At 68.2% G+C, this 17,582-nt stretch carries 16 protein-coding genes and 1 other RNA gene; 11 read left to right on the top strand and 6 right to left on the bottom strand.

The genetic code is table 11. The annotated features are described in order from the left end of the window. Positions 1 to 90: 90 nt before the first annotated feature. The 4 genes from AC5P6S_RS14040 to AC5P6S_RS14025 all read right to left on the bottom strand — a co-directional run bounded on the left by AC5P6S_RS14040 (position 91) and on the right by AC5P6S_RS14025 (position 4,241). On the bottom strand, positions 91 to 1,476 hold the full coding sequence (locus tag AC5P6S_RS14040; protein ID WP_012479147.1) for an FAD-binding oxidoreductase: 1,386 nt from the start codon (positions 1,474 to 1,476) through the stop codon (positions 91 to 93). After that, positions 1,473 to 2,051 carry a metal-dependent hydrolase gene (locus AC5P6S_RS14035; protein WP_012479148.1) on the bottom strand — a complete coding sequence of 193 codons (579 nt, stop codon included), beginning with the start codon at positions 2,049 to 2,051 and terminating at the stop codon, positions 1,473 to 1,475. The genes AC5P6S_RS14040 and AC5P6S_RS14035 overlap by 4 nt, the downstream gene beginning before the upstream one ends. A 110-nt stretch (positions 2,052 to 2,161) precedes the next feature. Continuing rightward, positions 2,162 to 2,530 (bottom strand): YraN family protein, encoded by a 369-nt coding sequence (locus AC5P6S_RS14030; RefSeq protein WP_012479149.1) that lies wholly within the window; start codon positions 2,528 to 2,530, stop codon positions 2,162 to 2,164. Then, positions 2,520 to 4,241: a penicillin-binding protein activator gene (locus AC5P6S_RS14025; RefSeq protein ID WP_049459446.1), complete on the bottom strand. Its 1,722-nt coding sequence runs from the start codon at positions 4,239 to 4,241 to the stop codon at positions 2,520 to 2,522. The genes AC5P6S_RS14030 and AC5P6S_RS14025 overlap by 11 nt, the downstream gene beginning before the upstream one ends. Before the next feature lie 81 nt (positions 4,242 to 4,322). Between AC5P6S_RS14025 and rsmI the strand changes: the two genes are divergently transcribed. Both rsmI and rnpB read left to right on the top strand, forming a co-directional pair. Continuing rightward, positions 4,323 to 5,141 carry a 16S rRNA (cytidine(1402)-2'-O)-methyltransferase gene (rsmI, locus tag AC5P6S_RS14020; protein WP_005408070.1) on the top strand — a complete coding sequence of 273 codons (819 nt, stop codon included), beginning with the start codon at positions 4,323 to 4,325 and terminating at the stop codon, positions 5,139 to 5,141. Positions 5,142 to 5,296: 155 nt separating this feature from the next. Next, an RNA gene (gene rnpB, locus AC5P6S_RS14015) (RNase P RNA component class A) lies at positions 5,297 to 5,648 on the top strand. 138 nt (positions 5,649 to 5,786) lie between these two features. Here the strand turns inward: rnpB and AC5P6S_RS14010 are convergent. Both AC5P6S_RS14010 and AC5P6S_RS14005 read right to left on the bottom strand, forming a co-directional pair. After that, the gene (locus tag AC5P6S_RS14010) at positions 5,787 to 6,266 is read right to left on the bottom strand and encodes a DM13 domain-containing protein (protein ID WP_495204643.1); all 480 of its coding nucleotides are present in this window, start codon (positions 6,264 to 6,266) and stop codon (positions 5,787 to 5,789) included. A 317-nt stretch (positions 6,267 to 6,583) separates the two neighbouring features. Next, positions 6,584 to 7,336, bottom strand: a complete 753-nt coding sequence (locus tag AC5P6S_RS14005) for an NRDE family protein (RefSeq protein WP_495204642.1) — start codon at positions 7,334 to 7,336, stop codon at positions 6,584 to 6,586. Positions 7,337 to 7,659: 323 nt separating this feature from the next. Here AC5P6S_RS14005 and mraZ point away from each other — a divergent pair, with 323 nt between their 5' ends. Genes mraZ through murG form a run of 9 tightly spaced genes read left to right on the top strand, consistent with a single transcriptional unit; the run spans position 7,660 to position 17,567 of the window. After that, positions 7,660 to 8,106 (top strand): division/cell wall cluster transcriptional repressor MraZ, encoded by a 447-nt coding sequence (gene mraZ / locus AC5P6S_RS14000; protein WP_004143635.1) that lies wholly within the window; start codon positions 7,660 to 7,662, stop codon positions 8,104 to 8,106. A 14-nt stretch (positions 8,107 to 8,120) separates the two neighbouring features. Continuing rightward, positions 8,121 to 9,089 carry a 16S rRNA (cytosine(1402)-N(4))-methyltransferase RsmH gene (gene rsmH / locus AC5P6S_RS13995; RefSeq protein WP_012479154.1) on the top strand — a complete coding sequence of 323 codons (969 nt, stop codon included), beginning with the start codon at positions 8,121 to 8,123 and terminating at the stop codon, positions 9,087 to 9,089. Beyond that, positions 9,086 to 9,349, top strand: a complete 264-nt coding sequence (gene ftsL, locus AC5P6S_RS13990) for a cell division protein FtsL (RefSeq protein WP_005412242.1) — start codon at positions 9,086 to 9,088, stop codon at positions 9,347 to 9,349. Before rsmH ends, ftsL begins: the two co-directional genes overlap by 4 nt. Then, positions 9,346 to 11,190, top strand: a complete 1,845-nt coding sequence (locus AC5P6S_RS13985; protein ID WP_005412243.1) for a peptidoglycan D,D-transpeptidase FtsI family protein — start codon at positions 9,346 to 9,348, stop codon at positions 11,188 to 11,190. The genes ftsL and AC5P6S_RS13985 overlap by 4 nt, the downstream gene beginning before the upstream one ends. Beyond that, the gene (locus tag AC5P6S_RS13980; protein WP_049418480.1) at positions 11,187 to 12,695 is read left to right on the top strand and encodes a UDP-N-acetylmuramoyl-L-alanyl-D-glutamate--2,6-diaminopimelate ligase; all 1,509 of its coding nucleotides are present in this window, start codon (positions 11,187 to 11,189) and stop codon (positions 12,693 to 12,695) included. The genes AC5P6S_RS13985 and AC5P6S_RS13980 overlap by 4 nt, the downstream gene beginning before the upstream one ends. Then, the gene (locus AC5P6S_RS13975; protein ID WP_495204641.1) at positions 12,692 to 14,086 is read left to right on the top strand and encodes a UDP-N-acetylmuramoyl-tripeptide--D-alanyl-D-alanine ligase; all 1,395 of its coding nucleotides are present in this window, start codon (positions 12,692 to 12,694) and stop codon (positions 14,084 to 14,086) included. The genes AC5P6S_RS13980 and AC5P6S_RS13975 overlap by 4 nt, the downstream gene beginning before the upstream one ends. Next, on the top strand, positions 14,076 to 15,161 hold the full coding sequence (gene mraY / locus AC5P6S_RS13970; RefSeq protein WP_010481929.1) for a phospho-N-acetylmuramoyl-pentapeptide-transferase: 1,086 nt from the start codon (positions 14,076 to 14,078) through the stop codon (positions 15,159 to 15,161). The genes AC5P6S_RS13975 and mraY overlap by 11 nt, the downstream gene beginning before the upstream one ends. Position 15,162: 1 nt before the next feature. Next, positions 15,163 to 16,482 carry a putative lipid II flippase FtsW gene (gene ftsW, locus AC5P6S_RS13965; protein ID WP_005412246.1) on the top strand — a complete coding sequence of 440 codons (1,320 nt, stop codon included), beginning with the start codon at positions 15,163 to 15,165 and terminating at the stop codon, positions 16,480 to 16,482. After that, positions 16,479 to 17,567 carry an undecaprenyldiphospho-muramoylpentapeptide beta-N-acetylglucosaminyltransferase gene (gene murG, locus AC5P6S_RS13960; protein ID WP_005408079.1) on the top strand — a complete coding sequence of 363 codons (1,089 nt, stop codon included), beginning with the start codon at positions 16,479 to 16,481 and terminating at the stop codon, positions 17,565 to 17,567. Before ftsW ends, murG begins: the two co-directional genes overlap by 4 nt. Positions 17,568 to 17,582: the final 15 nt, after the last annotated feature.

The following is a 17,582-nucleotide window of genomic DNA, read 5'->3' as shown; positions in this document are numbered from 1 at the left end:
GCTCGGCTTGCCACGCGCAGCGCGGGCTTGATCGGGACCGGGTCGACGAGCAGCCGAGCATGGGCTCGGCCCTAAAGGAGTGCACGCGGCCTATGCCAGCGGCAGCACCTTGCCTGGATTGAGGATGCCGTCCGGGTCCAGCGCGGCCTTGATCGCGCGCATCGTCGCCAGCGTGGCCGGGCTGAACGCCTGGGCCATGAAATCGCGCTTGGCCAAACCAATGCCATGCTCGCCGGACAGCGTGCCGCCCAGTGACAGCGTCAGTTCGAAGATCTTCGGCAGTGCGGCATGCGCGCGTGCGTTCTCGTCGGCGTCGTCCGGGTGGTAAAGAATGTTGACGTGCAGGTTGCCGTTGCCAGCGTGACCGAAGGTGACGATGGTCAGCGTGTAGTCGCGCGCCAATGCCTGTACACCGGCCACCAGTTCCGGAATGCGCGACACTGGCACCACCACGTCTTCATTGATCTTGCCGGGCGCGACCGTCCGCAGTGCCGGCGACAGCGCCTTGCGCGCCGCCCACAGCTGGTCGCGCGCGCGGCCTTCCATCGCCACGTCCAGCTCGATCATGCCGTCGCCTTCGGCGGCGCTGGCCAATGCCTGCAACAGATAGGGCAGGGTGTCGTGGTCACCATCGGCCTCGACCAGCAGCATCGCACCGGCCTCCGGAACATCGGCGCCATTGAGCCGCAGCAGCTCCAGGCTGCGTGCGTCCATGAATTCCAGGCGGGTGGGTACCACCGGCTGCGACATCAACCGCGACACGGCGGCTGCGGCGGCATCCGCATCGCGGTACAACACGCGCAGCCCGGCCTGGCTGACCGGCAGCGGAGTGAGCTTGAGGGTGGCTTCCACGATCAGCGCCAGCGTGCCTTCGCTGCCCACCAGCAGGTGGGTGAGGTCGTAGCCGGTGGAATCCTTGGTGTAGGCACCACCGCAGCGGATCACCTCGCCGGTGCCGGTGACGGCGACCAGACCGAGTACGTTGTCGCGGCTGGTGCCGTACTTCACCGCGCGCGGGCCACCGGCGTTGCAGGCCAGGTTGCCACCCACGCTGCAGATCTCCGCGCTGGATGGGTCCGGTGCCCAGAACAGGCCATGTGGCGCCAGCGCCTGCTGCAGCGTTCCATTGAGCACGCCGGGCTGCACCACGGCGCAGCGATCACCGGCACGGATCTCCACGATGCGGTCCATGCGGGTGAACGACAACACGATGCTGCCCGGCAACGGCACGGCTGCACCGGTGGTGCCGGTGCCGGCGCCGCGCGCGACCAGCGCTACGCCATGCACGCGACAGGCACGCACCAGTGCCTGCACCTGTTCGACGCTGGCGGGCAGCGCGACGGCAGCGGGGCGCTGGTGGCGCCACGAGTTGTCCTGCGCGTTCGCCTCCAGCGCGTTGTCATCCATGCGCCAGCCCTCCGCGCCCAGCAGGGCAGACAGTTCGGCAATCAATGCGGCGGGCAGGGCAGTACTCATGACAGATCTCGTGGGGCAGCAGGAGCGGGTTGGATCAGTTTCCAGGCAACAACGGCGCCGGCCAGCGGCAGCCAGACCCAGCGCAGTTCAGAGAGCAGGGTAGCGATGCCGCGCGCGCTGAAGAACTGCGGGGCAAACGGTGAAACGCGGATCGGCCGCCACGGGGCGAAGAAGCGCTGTTCGCTCCACGGCCAGGCCAGGGCAACGCCAAGGCCGCCGGAGGTCATGGCGTCGAGCAGGGGATGGCTGGCCGCGCAGATGAAGACGAACACGGTGGCTTGCATGGTCGATGCCACCGTTGGCCGCGCCTTGGTAGGTGCCAACCTGGGTTGGCACAATGCAGACCACAACGCCGCCAATGCGGCCAACACCCCGGCAAACAACAACGAATGGCTGGCACCGCGATGGCCGAACGCATCGGCATAGGGAATATGCAGGGCAAAGGCCAGTACATCGGCATCGGGCAGCATCGCGGCGACCACACCGGCGGCCAGCAGCCATGCCGGAATGCGGCCACGATCCGCGGCGCACCACAGCGCCAGAGGCACAGCGGCATGGGTGATGATCGAAGGCATCAGTCACGCACCATGGTCGTGCCGGCCAGGCTGCGCTCTGGTAGCTGCCAACCTTGGTTGGCACAGAAGCGCCGACCAAGGTCGGCCTCTACCAAAGCAAACGGTAGCCATCAGCAATCATCCAACCGGAACGCATCGCGCAGCCACTGCAACTGCGGCGGCTCGCCCGTAGCTTCCACCACATCAAAGCGGCACGGCGCATCGGCCAGCGCGGGATGGTCCTGCAGGTACAACAATGCGGCATGTGCCAGGCGCCGACACTTGCGCACATCCACCGAGGCCGCGCCGCCACCGAAATCCGATCGCGCGCGATAGCGCACTTCCACGAACACCACGGTGCCGGCGTCGTCCATCACCAGGTCCAGCTCACCGCCACGATAACGCACGTTGCGCGCACGCGGCTGCAGTCCGGCCCGTTGCAGATGCTGCTCGGCGGCGGCTTCCACCGCCGAGCCCCGTTGGCTGCGCTCAGCGACCACCGACGATCGGCATCGGCCGGCCGCCATTGAAGGTGGACCAGGCCGGCTGGCGCAGGATGTTGCCGTTGCTGTCCAGGAACAGGGTGCCGGTGGCACCGTCCAGGCCACCTTCGTTGGACAGCTTGTCCAGGTAGGCGGTGATCTTCCAGGCATCGGCGCCGAAGGCGAACAGGCGGCCGGCCGCACCGCGTGCGCTGGGCAGGGTGCTGGCGACCTGGCTGGCCGACGGCAGGCCCGACACGCTGCGCACGTTCCAGGCTTCGTTCGGGTAGACGATGCCGTCCAGCGCCACGTCTTCTTCCATCTTGCCGCTGCCGACGGTCAGCTGCGAGGTGCCGACGCGGGTGGCGCCACCGGCACCGGCCAGCGCCAGCTGCGGCGCCAGCAGGCGAGCCTGCGGGGCGCGCACGGCGAGGAACACGGCATCGACCTGGCCGGCATTGCGCACCTGCGCACCGACATCGCCAACCGCATCGCTGACGCCGACCGTGGCCACCACCTGGCCGCCGCGCTGGGCGAAGCGCTGGGCGAAGGCGGCGGCGGCACGGCGACCGGTATCGTCGGCGCTGTTGATCACCAGCGCCTTGCCGCGCTCGCGGCCACGCAGGTATTCGGCGGCGACGATGCCGTCGTCTTCCGGCGCCAGCGAGAAACCGGCGCTGCCGGCCGGCGGCGCGTCCTTGCCACGGTTCAGTGCCAGCACCGGCACCTGCAGCTGCTGGCGGCCGTACACCGCGTCCACTTCGTCGCGGCCCAGCGGACCGACCACGAAGTCGGCACCGGAGGCGACGGCCTTGTCATATGCGGCCAGCGCACCGGCCGGGGTACCGGCGGTGTCGATGAAGTTGATGTCCGGGCGGCGGCGGGTCTCGCCGTAGTAGGCGGCGAGCAGGCCATCGCGCACCGGCTGCGCGGCGGTGGCCAGGCGGCCGCTGAGCGGCAGCAGCACGGCCAGCTTGGCCGGCGGGCGGTAACCGTCGCTCATCGCCGGCGGGCGCTTGCTGGTATCGAACTGGGCGGCGCCGTCGCGGTCGAACGGGCGCGGCAGCGGCAGGCCGCGTGCGATCAGCGCACGGCCAGCGAAGTTGTACAGCGGGTCGTTGGCCGGCAGGGCGGCGGCACGGCTGCGCAGGGTAGCGTCGTCGAGCGTGCCGAGCAGGCCGGCAATGGCGGCCTGGTTTTCGCTGCGGGCGCTGCCGGTCAGGCTGGCGTGCGCGCGGGCGCGCTCGGCGGCGGCGCCGAAGCTGTCGCCGGTGCCTTGCAGGGCATTCGCGCGTGCCACGTACCAGCGCGTGCGCAGGGCCGGCAGTACGTTGTCGCCGCTGTCCTTCAGCAGTGCCAGCGCCTGCGCCGGCTGCTTGTCGGCCAGTGCCAGCTCGGCGCCGGTCAGCTGGTAGCGCTGCAGGCTGGCGCCGGTCAGCTGGCGGGCGGTGAGCTGGCCCAGCAGGCTGCGCGCGCGAGCGCTGTCGCCGGCCAGGTGCCAGGCCCAGGCGGCATCGGCTAGGGCGTTGCTGCGGGCGCCACCTTTCAGGGTTGCGGCCAGCGCTTCCAATTGCAGGGCGGCGTCGCGCGGTTTGCCCTGTTCGATCAGCGCCAGCGCCTGGCTCTGGGCCGGCGATTCGGGCGCGCTGGTCAGGCTGGTGGTGGCACAGCCGGCCAGCAGCATCAGCGACAACGACAGGGCGGAGATCCGTGCGGCGGGCTTGTTCATGATCGGGTCCATGCGATGAGGGCAGCGGCCTTGGCCGGGTACACGCTACGATTCTACCCTTGCCCCGTGAGTACCGCTGAAATGAGTGTCCCAACCCTGTACGTCGTCGCCACCCCGATCGGCAACCTGGCCGATCTGAGCCCGCGCGCGCAGGAGGTGCTGCGCTCGGTGGCGGCCATCTGTGCCGAGGACACCCGCCGCAGCGGCCAGCTGCTGTCCCATTTCGGCATCCAGCAGCCGCTGGTGGCCCTGCACGAACACAATGAAGAGGCCCTGTCGCAACGCCTGGTCTCGCGCCTGCAGGCGGGCGAATCGCTGGCGCTGGTCAGCGATGCGGGCACCCCGCTGGTCAGCGACCCCGGCTTCCGCCTGGTGCGTGCTGCCCGTGCGGCCGGCATCAAGGTCAGCCCGATTCCCGGTGCCTGCGCCGCCATTGCCGCGCTGAGCGTGGCGGGCCTGCCCAGCGACCGCTTCAGTTTCGAGGGCTTCCTGCCGGCCAAGGCCAGTGGCCGTCGCGACCGCCTGCAGGCGCTGGCCGGCGAAGTGCGCACGATGGTGTTCTACGAATCCTCGCACCGCATCGCCGAATCGCTGGCCGACATGGCGGCGATCTTCGGCGGCGAGCGCCCGGCAGTGCTGGCACGCGAGCTGACCAAGCTGTTCGAGACCGTGCTCGATGGTGATCTGGCGGGACTGCTGGCCAAGGTGGAAGCCGACGAGAACCAGCGCAAGGGCGAGTTCGTGGTGATGGTGCAGGGTGCTGGTGACGACGAGGAAGCGCAGCTGGCGCATGGTCGCCGCGTCTACGCGAAGCTGAGCGAGCACCTGCCGCCGTCGACCGCCGCCAAGCTCGCCGCCGAGTTGACCGGTGCACCGCGCAAGGCGTTGTACGGGAGTTGATGGATCGTGCGGACCAAGGTCCGCACCCACCAGATCGGAATCTGCACCCACCAGGGCAGCGACATCGGTAGATCCACGCCATGCGTGGATGGATGAACCGGACGCCGCGATCGGCACGGCAGGAAGGACGTGCGTGCGCTAGAATATGCGCTGGCGGAGCCGGCCAGACAGTCGCGTCATCCCTTCGGGGGTGCCGAGGAAAGTCCGGGCTCCATAGGGCAAGGTGCCAGGTAACGCCTGGGCGGCGCAAGCCGACGGAAAGTGCAACAGAAAGATACCGCCTACGTCTTCTTCGGAAGGCCGGTAAGGGTGAAATGGTGCGGTAAGAGCGCACCGCGAGTCTGGCAACAGACCGGCACGGCAAACCCCACCTGGAGCAAGACCAAATAGGGATCCTTTGGCGCGGCCCGCGTTGGATCCGGGTAGGTTGCTTGAGCGTTGCGGTGACGTAACGCCTAGAGGAATGACTGTCCACGACAGAACCCGGCTTATCGGCCGGCTCCGCCTCTTTCTTCTACATGCGTGCTTCCATATGCGTGAACCGCGCATCGGTAGTGCCGGCCGCTGGCCGGCAGATTCACGCTGCCAGCAGCGGCGGACAGAATACCGGCCAGCGGCCGGCACTACCTCGACGTCGCGCGGTCCTCAACCCGGCGTACGGTATTGCCCGGCGGAGATGAACTGCTCGAACCGTTCACACCACACCACCACGGTGGTGTAGTCGTCCACGTCCACGTTCGCAGGCACCTCCACCAGGAAGCGGTTGAAGGTCTTCACCTCGCCGATGCGCTGTGCCTGCGCCTTGATCTTCAGGAAATCGGCCTTGTTGTCGACAAAGTCGCGGACCAGGTAGACCTTGTAGTCCGGCCCCGGGCCCATCTTGCCGTCGAACGCGACCTGGCGGGCGCTGACGCTGACCTTGCCTTCGGCCCAGTGCACCGCGTCGCTGCCCTTGAGGTGGCGACGGAAGGTGGTGTGGTAGCGGGCGTCGCCCATTGCCGCCTGCACCTTCGCGACCGGCGGGTCATCGGGAGCGATCAGGATCGGCAGCAGGTAGATGCCCAGGCCGAAGCCCAGGCCGAGGGTGAGCAGGTGGGTGGCGAGCAGGATGAGGGTACGGCGCATGGGGCCTCCATGTGGATGTGGATCGCGCGGCATGGCGCCGGGCATGACCACCTTGGGAGGTTGCGGGCGGCATTTATAGACACAGTGCGAGACGCAAAAAGGGCACAGTGGGATGACCGCAGCGGCGCAGGCCCTGTGGCGCGGGCGAGAAGGCGCTGCGCCGGGAAGCTGAATGACGCCGTTGGCAGTCCTGGAGCGGGTAGTGCCGGCCGCTGGCCGGCAGCTGCGTGGCCTGCCCGAAAATCCGGAGGTTGCCGGCCAGCGGCCGGCACTACCCTGCTGGAAAGAGATGCCGGCCGGCGGCCGGCACTACCGGGTCAGAAAATGACGTGGCTCTGTCCGTTGGCTGCACCCTGCGGGCCGAAGCGGCGCTCGTGGATCTCGCCGTGGCCACCGGCGTCGATCAGCAGCACGGTGCTGGCGCGGGTGCCGTAATCGTCGCCGCGGATGAAGGCCGGGCTCAGCCAGCGCTCGCGTTCCAGGCCGATGCCGGTGTCGGGCAGGTCGCTGTCGGCGGGGCGGTGTTCGTCGGCCAGGGCCTTCCAGAGCGGGGCCAGGTCCTCATCGCCGGCCTGCAGCCACGCCGACAGCGCAGCCATCAACCTGCGGGTCTTCGGCCAGGGCGCGTCCAGCGCGCCGTTGGACATGCCATGCACACCCGGGCCCAGGCTCTGGCGCTCGGCGGGGTGGTTGCCGAGGTACTCCAGGCTGTCGCCATCGGCCAGCAGCAGGTTGAAGGGTGCATACGCGCCCGCCACGGTGGCCAGCCGGTCGATATGCACGGCGGCGGAGTCGCGGCCGCGCAGGAAGTCGGCCACCAGTGCACCCCGGGACGGGCCGGTCTGTGCGGCCAGCGGATCACGGACATTGGTGACCACGGCCGTGCGGCCGCCGGCGCCGACGCCGGCCCAGCCACCGCCGGAGCGCAGGTCGCGCCCTCCGATGACGGAGGTCTCATCCTGCCAGGGGGCCAGCGCCGCGGTCGGGCGGGCGTGGAACTCATCACGGTTGCCGGTCATCACCAGCCGCCAGCGCGGGTGGTGCATCCAGCCAAGAGCGAGCAGGCACATGGCCTCATTGTGCATCGTTTGCGCAGTCCGGCGGCGTTTCCGGCCGGTTCCGGATGAATGCGCGGGCAATGTTTCACGCCTTGTCCACAGCCCTGAACTTCCGTTCAATCTCAAAAATTGAGACGGATCAGCAACTTGTGGATAAGCCTTGAACAATTCTCTAAAGGTTGTTGCAAGCCATTGATGCGGCTGGCGATTTCCCCGCTGAAAAGTTGTTGACAACCCTTCGGCCGCTGCTAAGGTGGGCATCAGAGGGAAATCCGGGTGTTTTGTGGGTTTTCGTGGTTCAATGTTTCACCGGGCGAAGGATAGGTGCACGCGTCGTGTTCCAGGGCGAGACGGCCATCACAGTTGACGATAAAGGGCGCATGGCGGTTCCCACCGCTTACCGCGACCTCGTCGCGCGCGCCAGCAACAACCGTCTCGTGCTGACCTACAACCCGTTCGAAGCCGGCTGCCTGTGGCTGTATGCAGAGTCGGAATGGGAGCGGGTCCGCGACGACGTCATGTCCAAGCCCAACACCCAGCGCGTCGTGCGCCTGTTGCAGCAGAAGCTGGTCGGCTCGGCCGCCCATCTGGAACTGGACGGCAACGGTCGCATCAGCATCCCCGCCAGCCACCGCGGTGCGGTGGGCATTGAGAAGAAGGCGGTATTGCTCGGTATGGGCGACAAGTTCGAATTGTGGAGCGAGCAGGCGCATCGGGCCCTGATCCAGCAGACGTTGTCTGACGAGGATCTGGGTGATGGGTTGCTCGACCTGAAGTTGTGAGCCGGGGTGCCCGGATGCGCCCAGAAGCGCAGACCGGTCACCTTCCGGTGTCGCAGTCGCCGGCGGTGCACCTGCCGGTCCTGTACACCCAGGTCCTTGAAGGCCTGAGGGTGATCGAAAACGGACGTTATCTGGATGGCACGTTCGGTCGTGGCGGTCATGCACGTGGCGTGCTCACCCAGCTCGGTCCCGAGGGGCGCCTGCTGGTCATGGACAAGGATCCGGAAGCCATCGCCGTTGCCGAGCGCGATTTCGCGCCGGACCCGCGCGTGTCCATCTTCCGTGGCAGCTTCGCCCAGCTGCTGCAGTGGGATGCGACGGCCGAAGGCCTGGACGGCGTGCTGTTCGACCTGGGCGTGTCGTCGCCGCAGCTGGACGTGGCCGAACGTGGCTTCAGCTTCGGCAAGGACGGCCCGCTGGACATGCGCATGGACCCGGACAGCGGTGAAAGCGCCGCGCAGTGGATCAACCGCGTGGAAGAGCGCGAAATTGCCGACGTGCTGTGGACCTATGGCGAAGAACGCCAGAGCCGCCGCATCGCCCGTGCCATCGTGGCCCGCCGCGAGAAGCAGCCCTTCTCCCGCACCGCCGAACTGGCCGAGCTGATCGCCTCGGTGATGCCGCGTGGGAAAGACAAGATCCACCCGGCCACGCGCAGCTTCCAGGCCATCCGCATCCACATCAACCGCGAGCTGGCCGATCTGGAAGCCGGGCTCGATGCGGCGGTGGAGCGGCTCAAGCCCGGTGGCCGGCTGGCGGTGATCAGCTTCCATTCGCTGGAAGACCGCATCGTCAAGCAGTACATGAACCGCCTGGCCAAGGCGCCGCCGGCCAACCGCCGCTTGCCTGAGGCGGTGGCGTTCGTGCCGACGCTGGACCTGATCGGCGGTGCCATCAAGGCTACCGACGAGGAACTGGCCGCCAACCCGCGTGCGCGCAGCGCCGTGCTGCGCGTGGCGCAGAAGCGGGAGGCCGACGCATGAGCCGGCTGCTGCTGATCATCCTGCTGGCGTCCACCGTGGCCTCGGCGATCGGCGTCGTGTTCGTGCGTCACCGTCATCGGCAGACGTTCATCGAACTGTCGCGCGCCGAGCGCAAGCGCGATGACATCAACCTGGAATTCGGCCGACTGCAGCTGGAGCAGGCGACCCTGGCCGAGGCCAACCGTGTCGATCGCATCGCCCGCGAGAAGCTCGGCATGAAGTTCCCCGAGGCCGCCGACATCGTGGTGGTGCGGCCATGAGCAAGGCCGGCCGCAACCGCCCGCGCAATGCCTTCAACCTGCGCCAGCGCCTGCGCTGGGTCGCGCTCGCGCTCGGCCTGTGCTCGGTGTCGCTGGTCGGTCGTGCTGCCTACGTGCAGATCATCAACAGCGACTTCTACCAGCGCCAGGGCGAGGCCCGTTACCTGCGCGAGCTGCCGATCAAGACCTCGCGCGGCATGATCACCGACCGCAACGGCGAGCCGCTGGCGGTATCCACGCCGGTCGCCTCGATCTGGGTCAATCCGCAGGACCTGCTGCGTTCGCCCGAGCGCATCCCGGAGCTGGCCCAGGCGGTCGGCATGTCGGTGGATGAGCTGAGCAGCCGCCTGTCGCAGAAGTCGGACAAGGAATTCATGTACCTGCGCCGCCGGATCAATCCGGACGAGGCAGAGAAGGTGGTCGCGCTGAAGATTCCGGGCGTGGCCGCGCAGCGCGAGTTCCGCCGCTTCTACCCGCAGGGTGAAGCGATGGCGCACGTGCTGGGCTTCACCAACATCGACGACCGCGGCCAGGAAGGCCTGGAGCTGGCGTTCGACGAATGGCTGCGCGGCAAGGCCGGTGCGAAGCGGGTGATCCGCAACCGCAAGGGCGAGACCGTCGAGAGCGATCTGCTGCGCGCCGCTGAGCCGGGCAAGGACCTGACCCTCAGCATCGACCGCCGCATCCAGTACCTGGCGTTCAAGGAACTGCGCAACGCGCTGGTGGCCAACAAGGCAGCGGGCGGTTCGATGGTGATCATGGACGTGACCACCGGCGAGATCCTGGCCATGGTCAACCTGCCGACCTACAACCCGAATTCGCTGACTGGCGCGCTGCCCGATGCGCGCCGCAACCGTGCGGTGACCGACCTGGTCGAGCCGGGTTCGACGATGAAGCCGTTGACCATCGCTACCGCGCTGCAGGCCGGTGCGGTGACCAAGGACACCATCATCGACACCAATCCGGGCTACATGACCCTGGGTCGCTTCACCATCCGTGACGTGCCGCGCAACAACGGCGTGCTGAACGTGACCGGCGTGATCACCCGCAGTTCGAACGTGGGTGCGGCCAAGGTCGCGGCGAAGATGCCGGACCAGGTGTTCTACGACGGCGTGCGCCGCTTTGGTTATGGCTCGGTACCGCACAGCGGTTTCCCCGGTGAATCCGGCGGCGTGGTGCTGCGCCCGGCGCGCTGGTCGGGTACCACCAAGACCACGATGTCCTACGGCTACGGCCTGAACGTGACGCCGCTGCAGATCGCTACCGCCTATTCGGCACTGGCCAACGGCGGTCGTCTGATCGCGCCGACCTTCGTCAAGGGCCAGCGCAATGAAGGCCAGCAGATCATCGACGAAAACGTCGCCAGGCAGGTGGTGGCGATGATGGAAACCGTGGTCACCCAGGGCGGCGCCAAGCAGGCGGCGGTGCTGGGCTACCGCGTGGCCGGCAAGACCGGTACCGCGCGCAAGGCCGGTCCGGGTGGTTACGAGCGGGGTCATTACAACGCGCTGTTCGCCGGCGTGGTGCCCGCCACCAACCCGCGCTTCGCCACCGTCATCGTCATCAACGATCCGCAGGCCGGCAAGTTCTACGGCGGCCTGGTGTCGGCGCCGGTCTATCACAACGTGATGGAAGGCACCCTGCGCCTGATGGACGTGCCATTGGACGACCTGCAGTCGTGGCTGGCCGCACAGCAGTCCGGCAAGGTCGGCCACTCGGCCTCGATCCTGCCTGCGCCGCCGGCCGAGACCGCGCTGCCGGTGGATGCCGCCGCTGAATTCGATGCTGCGCTGCCGAGCGCGCACGCCCAGACGCCGCCCACTACGGGAGGCACGCAATGAGTCCTTCGATGTTGCTTTCGCAGTTGCTTCCGGACGTTGCCCTTGCAGGGCACGACCCCGTTCTGACCGGCCTGGTGCTGGACAGCCGCGCCGTGCGTCCCGGCAATGCCTTCGTCGCCATCGCCGGTTTCGGCGCGCATGGCCTGGGCTTTGTCGAGCAGGCCCGCGCCGCCGGTGCCAGCGTCATCCTGTTTGAACCGCCGGCGCCTGCCGAACTGCCGGCACCGGCCGATGCGATCGCCGTGCCGGGCCTGCGCGCACGCATGGGTGCGATGGCCGACCAGTTCCATGGCGCGCCGTCGCGGGCGATGGCGATGGTCGGTGTCACCGGCACCAACGGCAAGACCTCCACCGTGCAGCTGCTGGCCCAGGCCTGGCACCTGCTCGGTACGCCCAGTGGCAGTATCGGCACGCTGGGCGCCGGACTTTATGGTGCGGTCGAGCCGACCGGCTTCACCACGCCGCTGGTGCTGCAGATGCATGCGCTGCTGGCGCAGCTGCGCGACGCCGGTGCGCGCGCGGTGGCGATGGAAGTCAGCTCGCATGCGCTGGACCAGGGTCGCGTGGATGCCGTGCACTACGACGTGGCGGTGTTCACCAACCTCACCCGCGACCATCTGGACTACCACGGCGACATGGCCAGCTACGGCGCGGCCAAGGCGCGGCTGTTCCACCGTCCGGGCCTGAAGGCCGCGGTGATCAATCTGGACGACGCGTTCGGCGGCCAGCTGTTCGCCGGCCTGCCGGCGGGCGTGCAGCCGATCGGCCTGAGCTCGCGCGGTGCCACCGACGCCAGCGTGCGCGCCGAGGCGCTGCAGCTGGATGGCCGTGGCATTGCCTTCGAACTGGTCATCGACGGCCAGCGCGCGGCGGTGCAGTCGCCGCTGCTGGGCCGCTTCAACGTGGACAACCTGCTGGCGGTGGCCGGTACCCTGCATGCGCAGGGCCAGCCGCTGCCGCGCATCGCCGAGGTGCTGTCGGCACTGCAGCCGATCCGTGGCCGCATGAACCGCCTGGGCGGCGAAGACGGCCTGCCGACCGTGGTGGTCGATTACGCACACACCCCGGACGCGCTGGAACAGGCGCTGGACAGCCTGCATGGCCACCTGCACGGCGCGCTGTTCTGCGTGTTCGGCTGCGGCGGCGAGCGTGATACCGGCAAGCGCCCGCAGATGGCGGCCATTGCCGAGCGTCTGGCCAACCAGGTCATCGTCACCGACGACAACCCGCGTGGCGAGGATGGTGACGTGATCGTGGCCGACATCCTGGCCGGCTTCACCGATGCCTCCGCCGTGACGGTGCAGCGCAGCCGCGCGCGTGCGATCGGCCTGGCGGTGAAGCGTGCCGGTGCCGGTGACATCATCCTGATCGCTGGCAAGGGCCACGAGCCGTACCAGGAAGTGAATGGCGTGCGCCATGACTTCGACGACACCGAAGTGGCCGCCGCTGCACTGGCGGCCAAGGCCGGTGTACTAGAGGCGCAGGCCGGGGAGGGCACCGCATGAAGCGCACCCTGCTTTCGCTGATCGCACACTGGGCCGGCGGTGAGATCCACGGCGACGACGTGGCCATCGATGCGGTCAGCAATGACACCCGCAGCCTCGGCCCGGGCAGCCTGTATGTGGCGCTGCGCGGCGAGCGTTTCGACGGCCATGACTTTGCCGCCGACGCGCAGGCGCGCGGTGCCAGTGCGCTGCTGGTCGAGCGCCTGCTGCCGATCGAACTGCCACAGGTGCTGGTGGCCGACAGCGAACTGGCACTGGCGAAGATCGCCACCGGCATGCAGCGCGACCGCGGCACCGAGGTGTTCGCGATCACCGGCAGCAACGGCAAGACCAGCGTGAAGAGCCTGCTGCTGTCGATCCTGCAGCAGGTGGCACAGCACGCCCACAAGGTGGTCTACGCCAACCCGGGCAACCGCAACAACGAGATCGGCCTGCCGCTGGCGGTGATCGATGCGCCGGAAGATGCCGACTACGCCGTCTACGAGATGGGCGCCGGCAAGCCGGGCGATATCGCCTACCTGACCGACATCGCCCGCCCGCGCTATGCGCTGGTCAACAACATTGCCCCGGCGCACCTGGAACGCATGGGCAGCCTGCTCGGCGTGGCGGTGACCAAGGGCGCGATCTATGCAGCGCTGCCGGCCGATGGCGTGGCGGTGATCAATGTGGACGATGCCTACGGCCGCTGGTTCGAACAGCATTTCGTCGGCACCCCGCCGCGTTGCCGCGTGCTGCGCTACGGCCTGGAACATACCGCCGAGGTGACCGCGCGCGACATCCGCGCCGGCGCGCAGGGCAGCCAGTTCACTCTGGTTTCGCCAGCCGGCGAAGCACGCGTGGTGCTCGGCCTGCCGGGTCGCCACAACGTCAGCAATGCGCTGGCCGCAGCCAGCCTGGCGCTGGCCGCGGGCGTCGACCTGGCGCTGATCGCTGCCGGCCTGGCCGAAGCGCAGCCGGTGCCGGGCCGCCAGATCGCCCATCAGCTGCGCAATGGCGCGGTGCTGGTGGATGACAGCTACAACGCCAATCCCGGCTCGCTGGCGGCGGCGATCGACGCCCTGGCCGCCGCGCCGGAAGAGGGCTGGCTGGTGCTGGGCGACATGCGCGAGCTGGGTCCGGATGCCGAAGCGCTGCATGCGCAGGCCGGCATCCGCGCACGTGCTGCCGGCCTGAAGCGGCTGTATGCGCTGGGTCCGCTCAGTGCCGCCGCTGCGGCCGCCTTCGGCGAAGGCGGTCGCCATTTCGCTACCCATGGTGCGCTGTCACAGGCGCTGCAGGATGAGTTGCACGCTGGTGTGCGCTGCCTGGTCAAGGGTTCCCGTGGCAGTGCCATGGACCTGATCGTCAAAGCGCTGCTGGCGCAAGGAGAGGAATCCCCGCATGTTGTATGAACTGGCTCGATGGTTGCAGCAGTTGGAGAGCCTGTTCGGGCTGTTCAACTACCAGACGTTCCGCGCCATCCTTGCCGCGCTGACGGCCCTGTTCCTGTCGCTGTGGCTCGGCCCGGCGATGATCCGCAAGCTTGCCCAGTTCAAGGGCGGCCAGCCGATCCGCAAGGACGGCCCGCAGACCCATTTCTCCAAGGCCGGTACGCCGACCATGGGTGGTTCGCTGATCCTGCTCACCATCACCCTGTCGGTGCTGATGTGGGCCGACCTGCGCAACCGCTACGTGTGGCTGGTGCTGGCGGTGATGCTGTGCTTCGGCGCCATCGGCTGGTATGACGACTGGATCAAGATCGTCCGCCGCGACCCGAACGGCCTGAAGTCGCGCTGGAAGTACCTGCTGCAGTCGATCTTCGGCCTGGCCGCGGGCCTGTTCCTGTTCTACACGGCCGACGTGCCGGCCGCGTTGACCTTCTACATTCCGATGTTCAAGTCGATCGCGCTGCCGCTGGCCGGCATCGGTTTCGTGGCCATCGCCTACTTCTGGATCGTCGGCTTCTCCAATGCGGTGAACCTGACCGACGGCCTGGACGGCCTGGCGATCATGCCGACCGTGCTTGTGGCCTGCGCGCTGGGTGTGTTCGCTTACGCCTCGGGCAACGTGGTGTTCGCCAACTACCTGCAGATCCCGCAGATTCCGGGCGCCGGCGAGCTGGTCATCATCTGTGCGGCCATTGCCGGCGCGGGCCTCGGCTTCCTGTGGTTCAACACCTATCCGGCCATGGTGTTCATGGGCGACATCGGTGCGCTGGCGCTGGGCGCGGTGCTGGGCACGATCGCGGTGATCACCCGCCAGGAACTGGTGCTGGTGATCATGGGCGGCGTGTTCGTCATCGAAACGCTGTCGGTGATGATCCAGGTCGCCTCGTTCAAGCTGACCGGCAAGCGCGTGTTCCGCATGGCGCCGATCCACCACCACTTCGAACTGAAGGGCTGGCCCGAGCCGCGCGTGATCGTGCGCTTCTGGATCATCTCTGTCGTGCTGGTGCTGATCGGCCTGGCCACGTTGAAGGTGCGCTGAGATGAACGACCTGTCCCGCCAGGCAACACGCCTTGAAGCCATCGAAGGCAGCTACGACAAGTGGCTGCTGGGCGCGATCATCGCGCTCACCGGCGTGGGCGTGGTGATGGTGGCGTCCAGCTCGATCGCCTTGATGAGCAGTCCGTTCTACTACCTCAACCGCCACCTGATCTTCCTGGCGGTGGGTATCGTGCTGGCGGTCATCGCCGCCCGCACTGAACTGAAGTCCATCGAGCAGTACAACCAGATGCTGCTGCTGGGCTGCTTCGTGCTGCTGCTGGCGGTGTTCGCACCGGGCCTGGGCAGCACGGTCAACGGTGCGCGCCGCTGGATCAACCTGGGCATCTCCAAGTTCCAGACGGTCGAAGCGGTGAAAGTGCTCTACATCGTCTGGCTGTCCAGCTACCTGGTGCGTTTCCGCGACGAGGTCAATGCGACCTGGCCGGCGATGCTCAAGCCGCTGGGCGTGGCCGGGGCGCTGGTGGTGCTGCTGCTGCTGCAGCCGGACTTCGGCTCGTCCACCCTGCTGCTGGCGATCACCGCCGGCATGCTGGTGCTGGGCGGGGTGAACATGCCGCGCATGTCGATGCCGGTGATCATCGGCCTGGTCGGCATGAGCGCACTGGCGATCATCGAGCCGTACCGCATGCGCCGCATCACCTCCTTCCTGGACCCATGGGCCGACCAGCAGGGCGACGGCTACCAGCTGTCCAACGCGCTGATGGCGGTGGGCCGTGGCGAGTGGACCGGCGTCGGCCTGGGCAACTCGGTGCAGAAGCTGTACTACCTGCCCGAAGCGCATACCGACTTCATCTTCTCGGTCACCGCCGAGGAATTCGGCTTCCTGGGCACCTGCGTGATCGTGGCCCTGTACGCGCTGCTGGTCGGCCGGACCTTCTGGCTGGGCATGCGCTGCGTGGAGATGAAGCGGCACTTCTCCGGCTACATCGCCTTCGGCATCGGCCTGTGGATCAGCATGCAGACCTTCGTTTCGATCGGCGTGAACCTGGGCATCCTGCCGACCAAGGGCCTGACCCTGCCGCTGATCTCCTCCGGCGGCTCGTCGGTGCTGATGACCTGCGTGGCGATGGGCCTGCTGCTGCGCGTGTCCTATGAACTCAAGCGCGCCGAGCGCCGCCAGGCCGTGCGCATCGGCGGCAGCGAAGACGCCGCTGCCGAGCCGAGCGACGAGCCGGCCGCGCCGGTGGCCGCCAGCGTACCGATGAGCGCCGAGCCGGTGGCTGCCGCTGCAGCGAACGCTGCGCGTGGCACCAGCCGCCTGCAGTCGCGCATCGAACCGACCTTCGGGAGGCTGTCATGAGCACAGCCACCGACAACGTGCGCCCGGTGATGATCCTGGCCGGTGGTACCGGCGGTCACATCTTCCCCGGCCTGGCCGTGGCCCGCGTGCTGCGCGCGCGCGGCGTGCCGGTCACCTGGATGGGCGCCGACGGTGCGATGGAAACCCGTCTGGTGCCGCAGCACGACATTCCGATCGACACGCTGGCCATCACCGGCCTGCGCGGCAAGGGCAAGCTGGCCCTGCTGGGCGCGCCGTGGCGGCTGATGCGCGCGCTGCGCGCGGCCGGCATGATCATCCGCAAGCGCCAGCCGCGTGCGGTGGTGGCCTTCGGTGGATTCGCCTCCGGTCCCGGCGGCATGGCCACGCGCCTGCATGGCCTGCCGCTGATCGTGCATGAGCAGAACCGCGCACCGGGCCTGACCAATCGCATCCTGTCGCGCTATGCACGCCGTCTGCTGACCGGCTTCCCGGGCACCTTCGCCCAGGGCGAGGAGTTTGTCGGCAACCCGGTGCGTGCGGAGATCGCCGCTATCGCACCGCCGGAACAGCGCTTCGCCGACCGCCAGGGTCCGCTGCGCGTGCTGGTGGTGGGCGGCAGCCAGGGTGCACGCGCGCTCAATACCGGCGTGCCGCAGGCGATCGCTGCGCTCGGTGCCGGGGTTCCGGTGCAGGTGCGCCACCAGAGCGGCGAGAAGATGCATGCCGAAGCGGTCGAGGCCTATGCCAAGGCCGGCGTGCAGGCGGAGATCACCCCGTTCATCGCCGACATGGCCGAGGCGTTTGCCTGGGCCGATCTGGTCGTATGCCGCTCCGGCGCGTCCACGCTGGCCGAGCTGTGCGCGGTCGGTGTCGGCAGTGTGCTGGTGCCATTCCCCGCTGCCGTCGACGATCACCAGACCCGCAATGCGGAGTACCTGGTCGAGCGCGGCGCGGCGGTTTTGCTGAAGCAGGACGGAACGCTGGCCGACGGCATTGCCGCACTGCTGCGCGATCTGTCCGAAAATCCCGCCCGCCGCATGCAGATGGCGCAAGCCGCGCGTGCCCTGGCCAAGGTCGATGCCGCCGAGCGCATCGCCGATATCATTCTCGAGGAAGCTGTATGAAGAAGGCATGCCACC

It is taken from the genome of Stenotrophomonas sp. YJH_SMC_119, from assembly GCF_059368315.1.
The sequence above is the reverse complement of the archived record's forward strand: the minus strand, read 5'-3'. Positions and strand labels throughout refer to the sequence as shown.